This window comes from Altererythrobacter sp. KTW20L (assembly GCF_023501975.1).
GTDB lineage: Bacteria > Pseudomonadota > Alphaproteobacteria > Sphingomonadales > Sphingomonadaceae > Alteraurantiacibacter.
On the sequence record NZ_JAMFLH010000020.1, the window covers coordinates 1 to 18,214 of the forward strand.

Below are 18,214 nucleotides of genomic sequence, written 5' to 3' on the forward strand. Positions count from 1 at the left end.
GTCTCTTGGATTGGGTTCACCGAATAGGCAAAAACCCAAGGCGAACTTCCGCGAGCAATCACCGTTGGCGAGGTTAAATCCCGTTCGGGATTGCCGCTTGCGCGGCTGCCTCCTGATCGGCCACATAGCTAGAAAGGTGGGCGTCCGTCATCAGAATGGTCATCCGGTCAACCGATTGCGATGGAGACTGGACGAGCAATGATCCAGTTGTATCGGACCAAACAGCGGTGACCTGATCGAAGCGATTACCAATGCCATTCTGCACTACGCCAGTCCTCAATTCTGGTGTTCCGAACTTGAGTGTGAGTGCCTGCGTGATCGCGTCCTCGGCGCGGCGGTTAGTCACCCCTTGAAATTGGTAAAGACGCAAGACGCCGTCTCGCGGATCGGGCACGAAGCTGAAGCTGTATTCGATGGTGGCGTAGCCACTGCCTGCCAATCGCAACGGGGCGCTCCGAGCAATGGCATAGCTGTCCGTGCTGATCCACACGCACTTACGGACGCCGAGGGCCGTGTGAACGGAACTGAAGAGGGACACCTCCAACGGGGTCGTCGCAACGCCGAGATATGTGATTTGCTCACCTGTGCAGACAATCTGCGAAGCGGCACCATCAGGATGGGGGAGACGGCGAAACTCGTCATAGCTTATCGCGGAGTGCTGAAAGCCAACCGCATCCGCCATGCCACCCGTCAGTCGCTGGAGGCACTGGCCGAGCGCCTTGACCCTTTCAGCCCCTGCTAGCCCCAAAGAAACATTGTTTTTATCGCAGAGAGATATGTCTCGCCGACTGTCTTGGCCGACCTGACAAGCCCTTGTGCATTGGGAGCCGAAAGTAAGTGCTTTTTCCAAGCCACCACATCCTTGGACCTCACTTGCCGAGCATCCGAATGACCAAGAAAATCGATGAAGGCACTGATAAACCGTCGATACGATTTTATCGTCGCAGGGGCAGGTTTGCGCTCCGCCACGTAGCCTTCAAACAGTTCCATGATCGAGATTGGCTGGTCATCCGACTTCTGCCGCCGTCGCTCGTCATCAAGTCGATACTGGTCGGGCGAAAACCGGGCATCTTGAACGATCCGCGCTTCACCATTCATGTCTGCTGCGATCCAGCTATTGGCTTCGATCTGGCTTCGCCCAACAAGTCTTTCCAGATGATGCCATAGGCTGGAACCTCGGTCGATAACCCAGCCTTCTGCACTACAGATGTCCTCGGCGAGCCAAGTCGTTGTGATGGAGGGGCCCTCGGCTCCGAGACCAATCCCCTGCTTCACGCTGTCTGCATGGGCTTGAAGGTCGAGCCATACCCGCTTCGCCTCATCTGGATCGCGCCCTGACACTGCCAACTCGCTGCTGGCAGCCCTCTCAATGCGCTCGGACAGCCAATGCCTAACCCTCTCCTCTAACTCGGTCTGACTGGGAGACTTGTTGGGCACGATATGGCGGACCGCATCGGCGACTGGCCTTCCGCCTAAGTCAGCCAATATCTTGTCGAACGTTGCAACTTCGATGGCCAGAAGATGCCGGGCATCGGCGATGTTGCTTGTGCCGAGCGACTTCTGAACTTCCTCGCGCCCGCCGAACGCAGCAATCGCGCCTGCTGGCACCCTGCGGCGGAAATACAACTGATCGCCACGCCGATACAGGTAGCGGTAGCCCTTCACCCGCCTCATCTAATTCCCCCCTGCAACGGCACAAAATGTAGCAGGAAATGTAGCAGCCAAATGGTTAAAAAGCCCTGAAATGCTGGGACTTCAGGAAAACTGCGGTTCTTAGGGAGGTCTGGCGGAGAGGGTGGGATTCGAACCCACGTTACGGTTACCCGTAAACCGCATTTCGAGTGCGGCGCGTTCGACCACTCTGCCACCTCTCCGCAAGAAGTGCGGGGCTGCCTGCGCGGCCCCGGGTCGATCTTTGAAGGGGCGCGGTTAGCGGAAGGTTTCGCGCTTGCCAAGTCCCCTCCGCACGCGAATTTGGTCCATGCGCGGGCCTAAGCAGGGGATTGTCGGCAGGCTTCGCTTGTTTCGCACCTGCGAAGGCATATATTGGCGTCATGGATCAGTCGGAATTCTTCCTTCCCCAGGCTGGACGTGTGGTCCAGGCCCCCCGCCACAGCCGAGCACGCTTTTCGATCGGCGATGTCGTGCGCCACAAGAAATTCGACCTGCGCGGGGTGGTGTTCGATATCGACCCGGTCTTCGCCAATTCGGAAGAATGGTACGAGGCGATCCCCGAGGACATGCGCCCCTTGCGCGACCAGCCGTTCTACCACCTTCTGGCCGAGAACGAGGAAAGCTCCTATGTCGCCTATGTCAGCCAGCAGAACCTGCTGCGCGACGAGGAGGGCGGCCCGGTGGACCATCCCGGCATCGCCCAGCTGTTCGATCGTTTTGCCGCAGGGCGCTATCGTCTGCACCGCAGCCTGACGCATTGAGCGCCCGGCCCGATACCAGGCGCTGGCGCGATCAGGTCTTGATCCGCCACCCGCTTTTAAGCACCCGGTAGGTCACGAACCCCAACACCAGGTTCAGCACCCCCACGCCGATGGCCGCGCCCAGCACGGCCTGGTTGGTATTGCCGATGTCGCTTTGGCCAATGAAGCCGAAGCGGAAGCCCGATATCAGGTAGAAGAACGGGTTGGCCCGACTGATTGCCTGGAACACCGGCGACAGGTTGGAAATGACGTAGAACGTGCCCGACAGCAGGCTGAGCGGTGCAATGACGAAGTTGGTCACCGCCGCGTTGTGATCGAATTTCTCGGCCCACAGGCTGGCCAGCAGCCCGATCAGCGCCAGCATGGTCGCCCCCATCAGGCCGAACCACACGATGGCCCAGGGATGGGCCGCCTGGAGATCCACCCCGGGCCACAGCGCCATGGCCAGCGCCACCGCCCCGCCAACCATGACCCCGCGCGTGATCGCCGCGCCGACGATGGCGATCATCAGTTCGGCACTGCTGAGCGGCGGCATCAGGTAATCGATGATCGTGCCCTGGATCTTGCCGCCCAGCAGGCTGAAACTGGAATTGGCAAAGGCATTCTGCATCATGCCCATCATGATCAGGCCCGGTGCGATGAAGCTGGCGAAATTCACCCCCAGGATGACCCGCTCCGCCCGGCCCGCGGAACCGCCCAGGGCGACGGTGAAAATGATCAGGAATAGCAGGGTGGTGATCGCCGGGGCCCAGATAGTTTGCGTCTGGACCTTGAGAAACCGGCGTATCTCCTTAATATAGAGGCTCCACAGCCCGATCCGGTTGAACCCGCTGATCAGCGGCTGTCCCTTTGGCGGGAAAATGCGTCCTGTTGACTGACTGGGCCCTGTTGACTGACTGGGCATTGTAGTGCTTGTGGGGACTTGATCGGCCATGTGCTGCCGCCTATCGGCCTGCACTCGGCCTGACAAGCCCTGCCCTTTGCTGGCAAGCCGTACGTCTGCTTGTCCCGCCTGCTTGAAAAACGGAAATTTTGCATGAGTTGGACCGAAGAACGCATCGCCAGGCTGACCAAGATGTGGGAAGGCGGCTCGACCGCCAGCCAGATCGCGGAAGACCTGGGCGGTGTGTCGCGCAATGCGGTAATCGGCAAGGCCCACCGCCTCGGCCTCAAATCGCGCCCCTCGCCGGTCAAGGCGAACGAGGCGAAGCCCGCCAAGGCCGCTGAGACCGAGCCCGTCCCGAAGAAACCCGTGGCCGCCAAGGTCAAGGCGCCGCTGCCCAAGGTGGAAACGCGCCCCGCCGCTCCGCCCAAGCCGCCCGCTCCCAAGCCGTCGCTGGAAAACAGCCAGCCGATGCCGGGGCGCGAGCCGATGCAGCGCGTCCATTCGGTCGGGCCCGGCGGCTTCGTGCGGCAGGGTCCGGGCGAACAGCAGGCGCCGATCCCGCCCGCTCCGCCGCGCCGCCTGGTGCCGGCCAAGCCCAGCCCCGACATTGCCGACAAGACCGGCCTGCTTGAACTGAACGACCGTGTATGCCGCTGGCCGATGGGCCACCCGGGCGAGGCGGATTTCCATTTCTGCGGCGAAAAGGTGAACCCCGGGTTCCCCTATTGCGTCGAACACTGCGGGCGGGCCTATCAGGCGCAGCTGCCGCGCGGTGCGCGCCGGCCCCCGCCGCCCCTGCCGTTCGGCGGACCCAGGGTGCGATAACACATTGTCCGGTCGATGATCGGGTAGATCGCAAGGTTTGAAGATTGAGGGCGGCCGGGACAGTGTTCCGGCCGCTTTTTCTTATCCGGAAGAACGTGCGACCCCGCACCCTTCGGGGGGGGGGGGGGGGGGGAGACGGGCACAGGGCCGCACGTTTTCGGTAAACTAAGGCGTCCCGGCTTGGGGTCCAGGACGCCGAGACCATTAACTACTCGTTCGACGCGACCCGAAGAGCCGTCGCTGGTCTCGTCGCGGGCCTATATGGCGCTTGCAAAGGTTGCGCATGTAACGTGATTGCCTGACAACAGCAGTGCCTGTTCAGCTTGCGTCCGGCTTCTCGCCCAGCGGGTCGCCCCCCTCGTCCTGCTGCGCGCGCGTCGCGTTGACGAATTTCTCGTAGTCGCCCGATACCAGCAGGCCCAGCGCAAAGGCCTTGACCGAGGCCGTGGTGCGGTCGGTCACGTCCAGCTTGGCGAACAGCCGCCGGACATAGACATCGACCGAAGATGGCGAGATTTCGAGGATCTCGGCAATCACGGAATTGCTCTTGCCCCGCCCGATCCAGTGCAGCACCTCCAGTTCGCGGTTTGATAGCGGCGGCACTTCGGTCGCCCGCTTGACGATGCGGCAATAGGTCTGGAACGAAGTCTGTCCGATGGCCTGGATGCCCTGCAGCATGGCGCTATCGGGCGGCGGCATCTCATCTGGCAAGGCCGCGCCGAGGAACCCGCTGCGTCCGTCAGGCCCGAAGCAGGCCACCCCCACCCCGCGCGCAAGCCCGTATTGCGCCGCGATCTGCATGAATCGCTGCTGCTTCTTGTCAAGCTTCACATCGGCAAGGTCATCGGGCCAATAGAACGGCGCCAGCCGGTCCACCGCGAACTGGGGCAAGGGGTCGATCAAGTGCAGCCGGGCGCGGTATTGCCGCTCCCAGGTCCATGGCAGCCCGATATTGGTGATGATCCGGCCAATCCGCGGATCCCTGGTCAGCGGCGCAATGAAATAGGCCGCCGAAATGCCCAGCAGCGCGAGCGCGTGCATCGTCGCCTGCCGCAAGGGTGCGACAGCCTCACAGCTCCCGATCGCCGCAAGGCGTCGGGAGAACTCTTCCAGGTCCACCGGCATGCCCCTTCCCCAAGTCAGGAACCGCAGTCAAACCGTCTGGTGCCAGGGGGGCTGATACCCGCAGGCTGGCGCAAGAGCGAAGACTGACACCTAACGCGGGTTAGTGCAAGCCGATGGTCTCCTCAGCCTTGGGTGCGCGCGGGTGGCACCTGGCGGTCCACCACGAAGGCCGCCGCCGATACCATCGCCGAAGCAACCAGCAGCACGGCAAAGAACGGCACCACGCTGGTCCCGCCCCATTGCAGCAGGGCCCCGCCAAAGGCCGTGGCGAGGAATGCGCCCACCCGGCTCATGAAGATGCCGAAGCCGATGCCTGCCGAGCGGCAGCTTTGCGGATAGCCCAGCGCCATGATGACATACATCGCCGCCATGCAGGCGCTGAAGACCGCACCGGCCAGCCCCACAAGGCTGACAACAACCAGCCGCTGGGTTGCATCCGGCTGGTCCGGCAGCATCTGCACCTGCCAGCCGAGCACGATGATCACCAGGCACAGCGTGGCGCTGAACAGGCTCATGATCAGGCGCGATCCATATCGGCGCACCAGGATGCCCGCCAGCACGGACCCTGCGATCGAGGTGATGCCGGCGATGGATACGGCACGGCTTGCCTCGGCAAAGTCGAAGCCTGCCGTGGTGAGGAAGGTGGTGGACCAGCTCAGGATACCGAATGCCACCAGCGCGGCCGAGGAAAAGGCAATGCCCACGCCGATATTGAAGCGCTTGTTGCTGGAATGGAGCACGCCGATGTGGCGCTCGCCCGGCTTCAGGGCCGGCTTGGGCTCGGCCACCAGCTCTACTGTCCCGTCCAGCACCTTGCCGGCATTCTTCTGCGCGGCATCGGCCTTGCCCCGTTCGAGCAGGTATGACGGGCTGTCGCGCAGGACCAGCAGGACCAGCACGCAGACCGCCAGCAGGGCAAGGCCCAGCGAGGTAAAGGTGCCCTCCCAGCCGCTGGAGGCGGTAAGCCCGGGGGCCAGCCAGCCCGCAATGGTGCCGCCAATCGGCACGCCCACGGTCAATGTGCTGATAGCCACGGGCCGCCAGCGTTCGGCCAGCCATTCGCTCGCCAGGGACAGGACGTTGGGATAGACCCCGCCTACTCCCAGCCCGGTGACGACCCGCCAGATGGCCAGTTCCCACACGCCTTCGGTGGTGGAAGAACCCATTGTGGCAAAGGCATAGGCAAGGGCAGCGATGGCAATCGTCCATCGGCGGCCGATCCGGTCCCCCAGCCAGCCGCCGCCCCAGGCACCCACGCCAAAGCCGATAATCGCCGCGCTCATCGCAATGCCAAATTCGCCGCGTTCCACGGCGAAGGCTTCCATCACCAGCGGGGCGATGATGCCCAGCAGTTGCAAGGCCACTCCGGCACCCACCAGCACGCACATGCAAACGAACAGCGTGACCCACTGAAACGGGCGCATCGGCAGCGCATTCAGCGCCTCAACGAAAGTCCGGGGCATCTCAGGCCCCCTCGCCCGCGGCGTGATGTGTCATGATACGATCCTCTCCCAAGGCGGCCTTTTGACCGCTCTATCCAAATTGTTCCGGTGCTGCTTTCAAACGACCGCGATTTCCTCCGCCCAGCCGTTCTCCAGCCGGTGGAAATGCCCGGGCATGATCGCTTCGTATTTCAGCATGTCGTCGCGCCCCTCACCCACGTACAGTGCGCGCAGCATCGATCCGGCCAGGCCGTGGCCGACGACGACCAGCTTGCGGTTGCCTGCCCAGCGCAGCCAGCCCCACAGGCGCTCGACCGCTTCGTCCAGCCCTTCGCCATCGACGCAGTGGTGCGCCCAGGCGGCAAGGAAGGTCGGCTCGTCCTCGACCAGCGGATCGCGCGCCTGGATCGATGCGAAGTGATGCTTTTCCCACGATCCGCAGCCCAGCTCGACCAGTCGCGCATCGGTGATGACCGGCCGGTCGATGCCCCATGCCTCGCGCACCAGCAGCGCGCTGTCATAGGCGCGTGGCTGGGGGCTGCAGATGATCTCGTAATCGGCATCGCCGCCCTCTGCCGTTTCCAGCATCCCGCGCAATTTGGCACCCATGGCCCTTGCCTGGTCCCGCCCCAGGCTGGTCAGCGGATTGTCGCCGCTGCCTTCGATGCGCTGCTCCAGATCGAAATGGGTCTGCCCGTGGCGCAGCAGGTACAGCGCCACCCCTATTGCCCGCCTGCAGGAGAGCGCGAGCCGAGATCGAGTTCCATGTCCATGCCCTCCGTAGCCGGCACGGGGCGGTTGCCCGGTGCCATCAGGTTGCGCACCTGTTCGGCGCGCATCGTCTCGAACTTCACCCGGCCCGGCGTTGCCTCCTCGGTCGGGAAGGCGTCCTCGATCTCGCGGTGGCGTACCCGCACTTCATCGAGGAATTCGCAGTTGGTGAAAATGTAGAACCGGTTGGCCTTGATGGCATCTACCACCATGCGGCCGGTATCCTCAGGGTCGATCGCGCCGCGCATGGCGTCCCACAGGTCTTTCAGGAACTGCGGCGCGTTCTCCGCATCGATCGAGGGATCGTCCTCCGGCAGGGGCACAAGCGCGGTGCGGGTGGCGCCGGGGAACAGGCACGACACCCCGATACCGCGCGGAGCAAGCTGCATCCTAAGGCTTTCGGAATAACCGCGAACGGCATATTTCGCCGTCGAATAGGCGGCCAGCCCCGGCAGCGGGACAATGCCCGCCATGGAACTGGTGTTGACGATATGCCCGCCCTCGCCCTGGGCGCGGATAATCGGGGCCACGATCTTGGTGCCGTTGACCACTCCGCCAAGATTGATGGCGATGGCCTTGTCCCAGTCATCGAAATCGGGGCTGGCCGCCGTGCCGCCGCCGTTGACCCCGGCATTGTTGCACAGCACATGGATCTTGCCGAAATGGGCCAGCGTCTGGTCCACCGCCTGCTTCAGGCTGTCGCGGCTGGCGACATTGGCTTTCACGAAGAACACCGCGTTATTGCCCGCAAGGTCCGCCCTGGCGCGGGCGATATGCTCGTCGCTCCAGTCGGCCAGGGCCACTTTCATCCCTTCGGCCAGGAAGGCCTTGGCCATGCCCAGCCCGATGCCGCTGGCACCGCCGGTTATGAACGCCACGCGGCCCTCGAGCTGTTCCATAAGGTCGTTCTCCCGTGCGGCCTGCAGCCGTTCTTTGCACCACTGTAGCGCGGCGCGCGCAGGAGGGAAGCGACAGTTCACATGGATTTTGTGATCATGACCTGATTCGCCCGCGCCGGTACCTAGCGCCGGTAAAACGAATGTTAACCCGGCTTCTCTAAATCCCGCGGCAATAAGAGGGGACTGGAGAATGAACTGGCTGCGCGGCCCCGACCGGGCCGGGTCACACCTTGAACGCTATCGCCGCCTGGTCTGGACTGGCCAGTTGGTGACGGCTGTCGTGCTGGTGGCCGCAGTCTGGCAGTCCGGCTATGCTGCCAGCGTCCTTACCGGGCTGGCTGCCGTTTTGATGGTCGTCCAGTTCGCCGTCTCGCGCATCCTCGCCGCCAAGTCCACGTCCCATGTCGAGGAGCACGAACAGCTGTTCCGCGATGCTGAAAGCGCGCGGCTGCAGATCGAACAGCTGTTCGCCATGACCGACATGCTGCAAAGCGCCGAGAACCACGAGGATGCCGGCGCAATCCTGGAAGCGACCGCCAGCCAGCTCCTGCCCGAGTTCCGCGGCGCACTGTATATCTTCAACAACTCGCACGACCGGCTCGACCTGACGCGCTACTGGCCGCACGGCGAGGACTGCCATCCGGCCGAAACGCTGGTGCCGGGCAACTGCTGGGCGCTGAAGCGCGGCAAGCCGCACATCAACGATCCCAATGCCGGCACGCTGTGCTGCATGCACAACAACGGGATATTCTCGACCATCGAACTGCCGATGATCGCGCGCGGTAAGGTCCACGGCTTGCTGATGCTGGCGATAGGTGGGCCCGACGGCACAGCCCGGTTGCAGCACATCACCCGCATCGCCCGCGCGCTGGCCGATTCGGTCAGCCTGGCGCTCGCCAATATTGCGCTGCAGGAAAAGCTGCGCACCCAGTCGCTGCGAGATCCGCTTACCGGCCTCTACAACCGCCGCTACATGGAAGACGCGCTGGAACGCTATCTGTCGATGGTCGAACGCAATGGCACCCCGACATCGGTGGTTATGATCGACCTCGACCACTTCAAGGCGCTCAACGATACCCACGGCCATGCCAAGGGCGATGCCGTGCTGCGCGATGTGGCAGTACAACTGGTCGGCGCGCTGCGTCCGTCGGACGTGGTCAGCCGCTATGGCGGCGAGGAACTGCTGGTGATCATGCCCGGCTGCACGATGGACGATGCCCTGCTCAAGGCCGAAGTGCTGCGCGCCCGGATCGAGAGCCTGGGCGCGGTCCACGGCGCGCCGGTCAGTGCGTCGATGGGGGTCGCCTGTGTACCCGAAAGCTCCACCGGGATCGCCGACCTTGTGGCGATGGCCGACACCGCGCTTTACGCCGCCAAGCTGGCGGGCCGCAACTGTGTGCTCCCCGCCAAGCGCCGCGCCAGTTCAGAGATCAAGAAGCCCAAGCTGGCCGTCGGCTGAAGCCGCAAAAGAATAGGGCCGCGGTAGGTTTCCCTCCGCGGCCCGCTCTCCCACCTGGTAAAGAAAAGCCCCCGGACCGCTCGGGTCCAGGGGCTCTCTATAGCTGATTAGTCGTCCTTAAGGAAGGCCGGCAGATGGTCGGGGCTGCCGCCGCCGCTGTCATTGCCGCCATCACGATCCTGGCGCGGAGCGCGATCGCCACCGTCACGACGGGGGCCACGATCACGGTCGCCACCACCACGGGGGCCACGATCACGATCACCGCCGCCACGCGGACGACGATCGCCACCACGGTCACCACCGCCCGAGCGGGGCTCGCGCGGTTCGCGGGCGGGACGGGTGTCCGCCAACTCTTCGCCGGTTTCCTGGTCAACCACGCGCATCGACAGGCGAACCTTGCCGCGCGGATCGATTTCGAGAACCTTGACCTTCACTTCCTGGCCTTCGGTGACGACATCGGTCGGCTTTTCAACACGCTCGTTCTTCATTTCCGACACGTGGACGAGACCGTCCTTGCCGCCCATGAAGTTCACGAAAGCGCCGAAATCGACGATGTTGACGACCTTGCCGTTGTAGACCTTGCCCACTTCGGCTTCCTCGACGATGCCGAGGATCCACGCCTTGGCGGCCTCGATCTGGTCGAGGTCGCTCGACGACAGCTTGATCACGCCTTCGTCGTCGATATCCACCTTGGCGCCGGTTTCGGCCACGATCTCGCGGATCACCTTGCCGCCGGTGCCGATGACATCACGGATCTTCGACTTGTCGATCTGCATGGTCACGATGCGCGGGGCATGGGCCGACAGTTCGGTGCGGGCAGAACCCAGCGCCTTGTGCATTTCGCCCAGGATATGGGCGCGACCGGCCTTGGCCTGTTCCAGTGCCTTGGCCATGATTTCCTGCGTGATGCCGGCAACCTTGATGTCCATCTGCATGGTGGTGATGCCTGCTTCGGTACCGGCCACCTTGAAGTCCATGTCACCCAGGTGATCTTCGTCACCCAGGATGTCGGACAGCACGGCGAAATCGTCACCTTCGAGGATCAGGCCCATGGCGATGCCCGATACCGGGCGCGCGATCGGCACGCCGGCATCCATCATCGACAGGCAGCCACCGCACACCGTCGCCATCGACGAGGAGCCGTTGCTCTCGGTGATGTCCGACAGGATACGGATGGTATAGGGGAATTCCTCGCGGCTCGGCAGCATCGGGTGCAGCGCACGCCATGCCAGCTTGCCGTGGCCGATCTCGCGGCGGTTGGAACCACCGAAGCGGCCGACTTCGCCCACCGAATAGGGGGGGAAGTTATAGTGCAGCATGAACGACTGGTAGGAGAGACCCTCCAGCCCGTCGATCATCTGTTCGCTTTCCTTGGTGCCCAGCGTGGTGGTGCAGATCGCCTGCGTTTCACCGCGGGTGAACAGCGACGAACCGTGGGTGCGCGGCAGGAAGCCGACCATGGCTTCGATCGGGCGAACCTGATCGAGCTTGCGGCCGTCGATGCGCTGGCCGTCCTTGAGGATCGCGGTCCGCACGATGTCGGCCTCGACCTTCTTGACCAGCTTGCCGGCGACCATCTGGGTCTGCCCGCCTTCGTCGGCGAAAGCTTCCTTGGCCTTGGCGCGGGCTTCATTCAGCGCGTTGGACCGGGCCGACTTGTCGGTCAGCTTGTAGGCAGCGGCAATGTCCGCGCCCACCAGGTCCTTGATCTTGGCCTTCATGTCGGCCGTGTTGTCCGACGTATCGACAGTCCAGGGATCCTTGGCAGCCTGTTCCGCCAGTTCGATGATCGCACCGATGACCTTGCGGCTTTCATCGTGGGCGAACATCACCGCGCCGAGCATTTCTTCCTCGGTCAGTTCCTTGGCTTCCGATTCAACCATCATCACCGCGTCCTGCGTGGCAGCGACGATGAGATCGAGGCGGCCGTCCACAAGGGCAGCTTCCTGCTTGGGATTGAGGACATATTCGCCATCGACCATGCCCACGCGGCAAGCGCCGATGGGGCCCATGAACGGCACGCCCGAGATGGTCAGCGCGGCAGAGGCGGCAACCATGGCCACCACATCGGCCTCGGTCTCGCCATCATAGCTGAGAACCTGGCAGATCACGTTGATCTCGTTGTAGAACCCTTCGGGGAACAGCGGGCGGATCGGACGGTCGATCAGGCGGGAAACCAGCGTTTCCTTTTCGGTCGCGCCGCGTTCGCGCTTGAAGAAGCCGCCCGGGATGCGCCCGGCGGCAGAGAACTTTTCCTGGTAGTGGACGGTGAGCGGGAAGAAATCCTGCCCTTCCTTGACGCCCTTTGCAGCCGTCACGGCGCAAAGAACAACGGTTTCGCCGTAAGTGGCGAGGACCGCGCCGTCAGCCTGACGGGCAATGCGGCCGGTTTCCAGAGTGAGGGTCTTGCCGCCCCACTCCAGCGATACAGTCTTGGTGTCGAACATAGTAATCCTTCGAACCCGCACCGCCAGATTGCGCCTGCGGGGTTTGCTGCCGGGGATACCGTCCCGGTCCGGTGCGGGGCCTTTGGTTAGCCCCATGAACAGGCCCTGCGCCGAATTGCACAGGATGCCTAAAGCGAAAGGGCGGCCAACCCGGCCGCCCTCCCGAAACTTGCTTACTTGCGCAGACCCAGCTTCTGGATCAGCGAGTTGTACCGGCCCACATCCTTGCTTTTCAGATAGGCGAGCAGGCTGCGACGCTTGTTCACCATCTTGAGCAGGCCACGGCGGGAATGGTTATCCTTGTGGTTGGCCTTGAAGTGGTCGGTCAGGTTGCGGATCCGTTCGGTGAGGATGGCGACCTGCACTTCGGGGCTGCCGGTATCACCGGTGCCCTGGGCGTTGTCGGCGATCACTTCGGCCTTGCGTTCAACAGTAATGGTCATGTTGTCTTCGTACCTTTCGCAGCATCATGCAATATTGAAACCCCGCACGACCGTGGCCGTGCCTCCTGACAGTTCCATCAGGGCAACCGGAACACCGTCCAGCGTTGCAAGATGGAGCCCATCGGGATTGGGCAATCCGGAAATGACCCGGCCCTGGCGGACCGCCTGCGCGCTTTCCGGATTGAGTGACAGGGCCAGGATGCCGTCCAGCCCCGCCTCCAGCGGCAGGAGGTGGTCTTCAAGTCGCGCGCCCTTACCGATTTCCTCAAGCGTGTCCAGTGAAATCGCCTGATTTGCGGTAAACGGACCGGCCTTTGACCGCCTGAGATAGGTGACGTGGCCCACTGTTCCAAGGGCATGGGCAATGTCGCGCGCAAGGCTGCGGATGTATGTTCCCTTTGACACATGGGCGACCAGAGTGATGCTGTCGGCCAGTTCGAGCGGAGCGGCAGGATCATAGGGATCGGGCCTGCCTGCCGTGGTGGCGAAGGCAGAGCCGATGTCTCCCGCAGCGCCGCCACCCAGCACTTCCAATGAATGGACGGTGACGCTGCGCAGCTTCATCTCCACCTCCTCGCCCGCCCGCGCCCGGTCATAGGCGCGCCTGCCATCCACCTTTATCGCGGAATAGGCTGGCGGTGCCTGCTCGATCGGGCCGGTGAAGTGTTCGAGGATCGCCGCAACGGCAGCGCGCGGCGGACGTCGGTCGCTGGTGGCGACAACTTCGCCTTCGGTATCGAGCGTGGAAGTCTCCTCGCCGAACTGGATCGTGAACTCGTAGATCTTGTCGGCATCGAGCATCCGCCCCGCCAGCTTGGTCGCTTCGCCCAGCGCAATCATCAGCACGCCTTCAGCCAGCGGATCGAGCGTGCCGCCGTGGCCCACCTTGACCTTGCCATAGCCTGCATTGCGCAGGCACCGCTTCACCGCCCCCACCGCCTGGGTCGAGCCGAGGCCGCGCGGCTTGTCGAGGATGAGCCAGCCGTGGGGTTGGGGTTTTGGATCGTTCATCGAACTTCCATGGGGATTTCAGGCGGGCTGGTAAAGACCGCCGAGTTTGGCCATGCTAGGCACAAGGTTTCATGTGAAAGGGATCATCCATGAGCGCAGCGGTCGAGGCAACGGCAGCACAGAAGGGCTTCCTCGGCTGGATCGAACGGACGGGCAACAGGATGCCCGACCCGGTGTTCCTGTTCCTGTGGCTGATCGTTGGCCTGGTGGTGATCTCGGTCGTCACCTCGCTGGCGGGCTGGAGCGCGCTGCACCCGGCAGAGATTGACGCCGCCACCGGCCAGCCCCGCGTGATCGAAGCGACGAGTCTGCTGTCGGCCGACAATATCCGCCGCCTGTGGGTGGAGATGCCGACCACTTTCACCCATTTCCATCCGTTGGGCTATGTGCTGGTGGTGATGCTGGGTGCAGGCGTGGCAGAACGGTCGGGCCTGTTCGGCACGGCCATGCGCGCAGGCGTGCGCAATGCGCCCAAGGCCCTGTTGACCCCCATCGTGGTGGCCGTCGGAATGATGGGCAACCTTGCCGCCGATGCCGCCTATGTCGTTCTGGTGCCGCTGGCCGGGATCATCTTCCACGCCGCCGGTCGCCATCCTGTGGCGGGCATTGCAGCCAGCTTCGCGGGCGTTTCGGGCGGCTTTTCGGCCAACCTGCTGCCGGGCCAACTCGATGCCCTGCTGTTCGGCATAACCGAGGCGGCGGTGGAAGCCACTTTCGGCGAATTCACCGCCAATATCCTTGGCAATTATTACTTTATCGCGGCGATGTTCTTCCTGTTCCTGCCGGTAATCTGGTATGTGACCGACCGGATCATCGAGCCGCGCCTCGGGCCGTGGGATCCGGCGCGCGCAGGCAACGCCCAGGCGGGCGAGCAGACCGACCGGCCGCTCACTGCCGATGAACGCAAGGGTCTGAAGCACGCGGGCCTCGCCGTTCTGGGCGTCTGCGCGCTGTGGCTGTTCTTCGCCTTCGGGCCTGGCACACCGCTGATCGACGAGGAGGCTGCCGCAGAGGTCCAATGGAATCCCTTCTACCAGAGCCTGGTGGGTGGCTTCTTCCTGTTGTTCCTGCTGGCGGGCTGGGCCTATGGTCGGGCCGTGGGCCTGATCGGCAACCACCGCGACACGGTGAAGATGATGTCCGGCGCGATGGAAGACCTGGCCTATTACCTTGTCCTGGCCTTTGCGGCGGCGCACTTCGTGGCGATGTTCGGCTGGTCGAACCTGGGCCTGATCATGGCGGTCAGCGGCGCGGACTTCCTGGGCAATTCGGGCATGCCTGCCTGGGCGCTGCTGGCCTCCATCGTGATCGTGTCGGGCCTGCTCAACCTGCTGGTCGGTTCGGCCAGTGCCAAGTGGGCGCTGCTTAGCCCGGTGCTGGTGCCGATGCTGCTTCTGCTCGGTATCTCGCCCGAAATGGCCACCGCGGCCTATCGCGTGGGCGACAGCGCGACCAACATCATCACCCCGCTGATGGTCTATTTCCCGCTGATCCTGATCTTCTGCCAGCGCTGGCAGAAGGACTTCGGCATGGGGTCGCTGGCGGCAACCATGCTGCCCTATTCCATCGGCTTGATGGTGGTTGGCGTGGCGATGACGATAGGCTGGGTGGCGTTGGACCTTCCGCTGGGGCCGGGGGCGAGTGTGTTCACCGAGATTCCCACGGCGCAGGTGGTGGTGGAGACGCCCTAGACTTAGGCCTCGTCTTCATCCTCGCCCAGATCGCGCTTCACGCGCGGATCGTCGAGCAGGCTGTCGATGCGGTAGGCCACGTCGAAGCTCTCGTCGGGCATGAAGCGCAGCTTGGGGGCGAATTTCAGGCCCAGCCGGGTGGCAACCTCGCGCTGGAAGAATGCGGTGTTGACCTGCAGCGCCTTCACCACCTTGGCCTCGTCCTCGCCCAGCAGCGGCTTCACATAGACCTTGGCCTGGCGCAGGTCGGGCGACATCCGCACTTCGGTGACGCTGACCGTGGTGGCCGACAGCACATCGTCATGCACTTCCTGCCGGGTCAGCAGTTCGGACAGGATATGGCGCACGCGCTCACCCACCTTGAGCAGGCGGACTGACTGTTCTTCGCTGGAGGTGGAATTGCGTACCATGGCGTGATCCTGTCCCCCTCCCGCGCCGGGGAGGGGGCTATAGGTTAAAGCGTCCGCTCGCGTTCCTCGACCTCGAAGATTTCGAGCATGTCACCGGCCTTGATATCGTTGGTATCGGCCAGCACCACGCCGCATTCGAGGCCCGCGCGCACTTCATCGACATCGTCCTTGAACCGGCGCAGCGAGGCGACGGTGGTGGCCGATACGATGACATCGTCGCGGGTAAGACGGGCGTTGAGGCCCTTCTGGATGATGCCTTCCAGCACCAGCAGGCCAGCGGCCTTGTCGCGCTTGCCGGCAGGGAACACCTGCTTGACCTCTGCGCGGCCGACGACGTGTTCGATCCGTTCCGGACCCCAGATACCGGCCATCTCCTTGGCCACTTCCTGGGTCAGGTGATAGATCACGTCGTAGTACATCATCCGCGTCTTATTGCGCTGGATCTGCTGGCGCGCATTGGCGTTGGGACGCACGTTGAAGCCGATGATCGGCGCCTTGCTGGCACTGGCCAGCACTACGTCGCTCTCGGTGATCGCACCCACGCCTGCATTGAGCACGCGGACCTTGATCTCGTCGTTCGAGATGTTGTGTAGCGCGGTCACGATGGCTTCGACCGAACCCTGCACGTCGGCCTTCACCACCACCGGATACTCGATCACGTTGCTGGTGAGGTTGGAGAACATGGTGTCGAAATTGGTTGGCGCCAGCGTGGTGCGCTTTTCGGTTTCGCGCTGCTGGCGGAACAGGGCCACTTCGCGGGCCCGCGATTCGTTCTCCACCACGGTCAGCACGTCGCCTGCCTGCGGAACACCGCCCAGGCCCAGCACTTCGACCGGCATCGAGGGACCGGCTTCAGCCACCTGCTTGCCCTGGTCATCGACCAGTGCGCGCACGCGGCCGCTCTGCGTTCCGGCGACGAAGATATCGCCTTTCTTGAGCGTGCCGCGATTGACCAGCACGGTGGCGACGGGGCCGCGGCCCTTGTCGAGCTTGGCTTCGATCACAGTCGCTTCGGCCATGCGGTCCGGGCGGGCCTTCAGTTCGAGCAGTTCGGCCTGGAGCAGGATCTTCTCGATCAGGTCATCAAGACCTGCGCCGGTCTTGGCGGAAACTTCCACGTCCTGCACATCGCCCGACATGGCTTCGACCACCACTTCGTGTTCCAGCAGGCGCTCGCGCACCTTCTTCGGGTTGGCTTCGGGCTTGTCGCTCTTGTTGATCGCCACGATCATCGGCACGCCGGCCGCCTTGGTGTGATTGATCGCCTCGATCGTCTGCGGCATAATGCCATCATCCGCCGCGACCACCAGGATAACGATATCGGTCACATTGGCCCCGCGCTGGCGCATCTGGGTAAAGGCAGCGTGGCCCGGGGTGTCGAGGAAGGTGATCTGATCCTTACCCTTGGTAGTGATCTGGTAGGCGCCGATGTGCTGGGTGATGCCGCCGGCCTCGCCCTTCACAACATTGGCACCGCGCAAGGCATCCAGCAGGCTGGTCTTGCCGTGATCGACGTGGCCCATGATCGTGACCACCGGCGGACGGGTGACCAGGGTCTCTTCGGGATCCATGTCCTCGTCGTTGACGATATCGACATCGCTTTCCGACACGCGCTGGATGTTGTGGCCGAATTCCTCGACCAGCAGCTCGGCAGTGTCCTGGTCGATGCTCTCGGTGATGGTGACCATCATGCCCATCTTGAACAGCGACTTCACCAGGTCCGCACCCTTTTCGGCCATGCGGTTGGCGAGTTCCTGCACCGTGATCGCTTCGGGCACGATCACATCGCGCACCTGCTTGTCGCGCTGCTGGCTCTGGCCTGAATAGTGGGCGCGCTTTTCCTTTTCGCGCGCACGCTTCAGGGCGGCGAGTGAACGGGCGCGGGCGCCTTCGTCCTCGTTCAGCGCGCGGTTGACCGTCAGCTTGCCGCGCCGCTTGTCGCCGCGATCATCGACCTTGCCGGTGCCGGGCTGCTTGCGTTCGGGAGCCTTCTTGCTGTCCTTTTCCTTTTCCTTTTCGGGACGCTTGACCTCGGGACGCTCGACCGGCGTGAACCTGCGGGCAGCAGGCGGTGACGAACCGGCCACCGCTTCCTCAGGAGCAGCGGCAGCTTCGGGCGCGGACGGCTGGGTGGTGACCGGCGGCGCATTGCGCGCGGCCTCTTCCTCGGCCAGGCGGCGCTTCTCGGCCTCTTCGGCGGCCACGCGGTTTTCCTCGACACGGCGCTTCTCGTCCTCGACGGAACGGTGCTTTTCCTCCTCCTCGCGGCGGCGGTTTTCCTCGGCCTGGCGCAGGCGGTCCTCCTCGGCCTCGCGCTGGAGGCGGGCGACGCGTTCCTGCGGGGTCTCGCCCGAAGGGGCGGCCTTTCGC

At 63.7% G+C, this 18,214-nt stretch carries 16 protein-coding genes and 1 tRNA gene; 4 read left to right on the top strand and 13 right to left on the bottom strand.

The window, feature by feature from the left end; translation table 11 throughout:
* Positions 1 to 73 precede the first annotated feature (73 nt).
* The 3 genes from M3P36_RS14860 to M3P36_RS14870 form a co-directional block, all read right to left on the bottom strand.
* The gene (locus tag M3P36_RS14860) at positions 74 to 682 is read right to left on the bottom strand and encodes a hypothetical protein (protein ID WP_249704489.1); all 609 of its coding nucleotides are present in this window, start codon (positions 680 to 682) and stop codon (positions 74 to 76) included.
* A 56-nt stretch (positions 683 to 738) separates the two neighbouring features.
* Positions 739 to 1,674, bottom strand: a complete 936-nt coding sequence (locus M3P36_RS14865) for a DUF6538 domain-containing protein (protein ID WP_249704490.1) — start codon at positions 1,672 to 1,674, stop codon at positions 739 to 741.
* Between the two features lie 110 nt (positions 1,675 to 1,784).
* Positions 1,785 to 1,874 (bottom strand) — tRNA-Ser (locus tag M3P36_RS14870).
* 180 nt (positions 1,875 to 2,054) lie between these two features.
* Between M3P36_RS14870 and hspQ the strand changes: the two genes are divergently transcribed.
* Positions 2,055 to 2,435, top strand: a complete 381-nt coding sequence (gene hspQ, locus M3P36_RS14875; protein WP_249704491.1) for a heat shock protein HspQ — start codon at positions 2,055 to 2,057, stop codon at positions 2,433 to 2,435.
* Positions 2,436 to 2,466: 31 nt separating this feature from the next.
* Here the strand turns inward: hspQ and M3P36_RS14880 are convergent, their stop codons facing one another.
* The gene (locus tag M3P36_RS14880; protein ID WP_249704492.1) at positions 2,467 to 3,369 is read right to left on the bottom strand and encodes an ABC transporter permease; all 903 of its coding nucleotides are present in this window, start codon (positions 3,367 to 3,369) and stop codon (positions 2,467 to 2,469) included.
* Between the two features lie 102 nt (positions 3,370 to 3,471).
* Here M3P36_RS14880 and M3P36_RS14885 point away from each other — a divergent pair, with 102 nt between their 5' ends.
* Positions 3,472 to 4,146, top strand: coding sequence for a GcrA family cell cycle regulator (locus M3P36_RS14885; protein ID WP_249704493.1), 675 nt, complete (start codon positions 3,472 to 3,474; stop codon positions 4,144 to 4,146).
* Between the two features lie 318 nt (positions 4,147 to 4,464).
* On the opposite strand, the gene M3P36_RS14890 is transcribed toward M3P36_RS14885, so the two are convergent.
* The 4 genes from M3P36_RS14890 to M3P36_RS14905 all read right to left on the bottom strand — a co-directional run bounded on the left by M3P36_RS14890 (position 4,465) and on the right by M3P36_RS14905 (position 8,383).
* Positions 4,465 to 5,202: a helix-turn-helix transcriptional regulator gene (locus M3P36_RS14890; protein WP_249704494.1), complete on the bottom strand. Its 738-nt coding sequence runs from the start codon at positions 5,200 to 5,202 to the stop codon at positions 4,465 to 4,467.
* A 191-nt stretch (positions 5,203 to 5,393) separates the two neighbouring features.
* Entirely contained in the window at positions 5,394 to 6,734 is a 1,341-nt protein-coding gene (locus tag M3P36_RS14895) for an MFS transporter (protein WP_249704495.1), read from the bottom strand.
* Between the two features lie 96 nt (positions 6,735 to 6,830).
* Complete coding sequence (locus M3P36_RS14900; protein WP_249704496.1) at positions 6,831 to 7,433, bottom strand: histidine phosphatase family protein; 603 nt, start codon at positions 7,431 to 7,433, stop codon at positions 6,831 to 6,833.
* A 2-nt stretch (positions 7,434 to 7,435) separates the two neighbouring features.
* Positions 7,436 to 8,383 carry an SDR family oxidoreductase gene (locus tag M3P36_RS14905; protein ID WP_249704497.1) on the bottom strand — a complete coding sequence of 316 codons (948 nt, stop codon included), beginning with the start codon at positions 8,381 to 8,383 and terminating at the stop codon, positions 7,436 to 7,438.
* A 190-nt stretch (positions 8,384 to 8,573) separates the two neighbouring features.
* On the opposite strand from M3P36_RS14905, the gene M3P36_RS14910 reads away from it, so the two are divergent.
* The gene (locus M3P36_RS14910; RefSeq protein WP_249704498.1) at positions 8,574 to 9,842 is read left to right on the top strand and encodes a sensor domain-containing diguanylate cyclase; all 1,269 of its coding nucleotides are present in this window, start codon (positions 8,574 to 8,576) and stop codon (positions 9,840 to 9,842) included.
* A gap of 107 nt (positions 9,843 to 9,949) precedes the next feature.
* Here M3P36_RS14910 and pnp read toward each other — a convergent pair whose 3' ends face one another.
* From pnp to truB, 3 genes are all read right to left on the bottom strand, one after another.
* Positions 9,950 to 12,289, bottom strand: a complete 2,340-nt coding sequence (gene pnp / locus M3P36_RS14915) for a polyribonucleotide nucleotidyltransferase (RefSeq protein WP_249704499.1) — start codon at positions 12,287 to 12,289, stop codon at positions 9,950 to 9,952.
* A 173-nt stretch (positions 12,290 to 12,462) separates the two neighbouring features.
* A complete protein-coding gene (gene rpsO / locus M3P36_RS14920; protein ID WP_249704500.1) occupies positions 12,463 to 12,732 on the bottom strand; it encodes a 30S ribosomal protein S15 in 270 nt (89 codons plus the stop codon).
* Between the two features lie 24 nt (positions 12,733 to 12,756).
* On the bottom strand, positions 12,757 to 13,743 hold the full coding sequence (gene truB / locus M3P36_RS14925; RefSeq protein ID WP_249704501.1) for a tRNA pseudouridine(55) synthase TruB: 987 nt from the start codon (positions 13,741 to 13,743) through the stop codon (positions 12,757 to 12,759).
* Between the two features lie 89 nt (positions 13,744 to 13,832).
* Here truB and M3P36_RS14930 point away from each other — a divergent pair, with 89 nt between their 5' ends.
* Positions 13,833 to 15,434: an AbgT family transporter gene (locus tag M3P36_RS14930; protein ID WP_249704502.1), complete on the top strand. Its 1,602-nt coding sequence runs from the start codon at positions 13,833 to 13,835 to the stop codon at positions 15,432 to 15,434.
* Positions 15,435 to 15,436: 2 nt separating this feature from the next.
* Here the strand turns inward: M3P36_RS14930 and rbfA are convergent, their stop codons facing one another.
* A complete protein-coding gene (gene rbfA, locus M3P36_RS14935) occupies positions 15,437 to 15,844 on the bottom strand; it encodes a 30S ribosome-binding factor RbfA (protein ID WP_249704503.1) in 408 nt (135 codons plus the stop codon).
* A gap of 44 nt (positions 15,845 to 15,888) precedes the next feature.
* A partial coding sequence (gene infB / locus M3P36_RS14940) for a translation initiation factor IF-2 (protein ID WP_249704504.1) occupies positions 15,889 to 18,214 on the bottom strand: 2,326 nt, incomplete at its 5' end.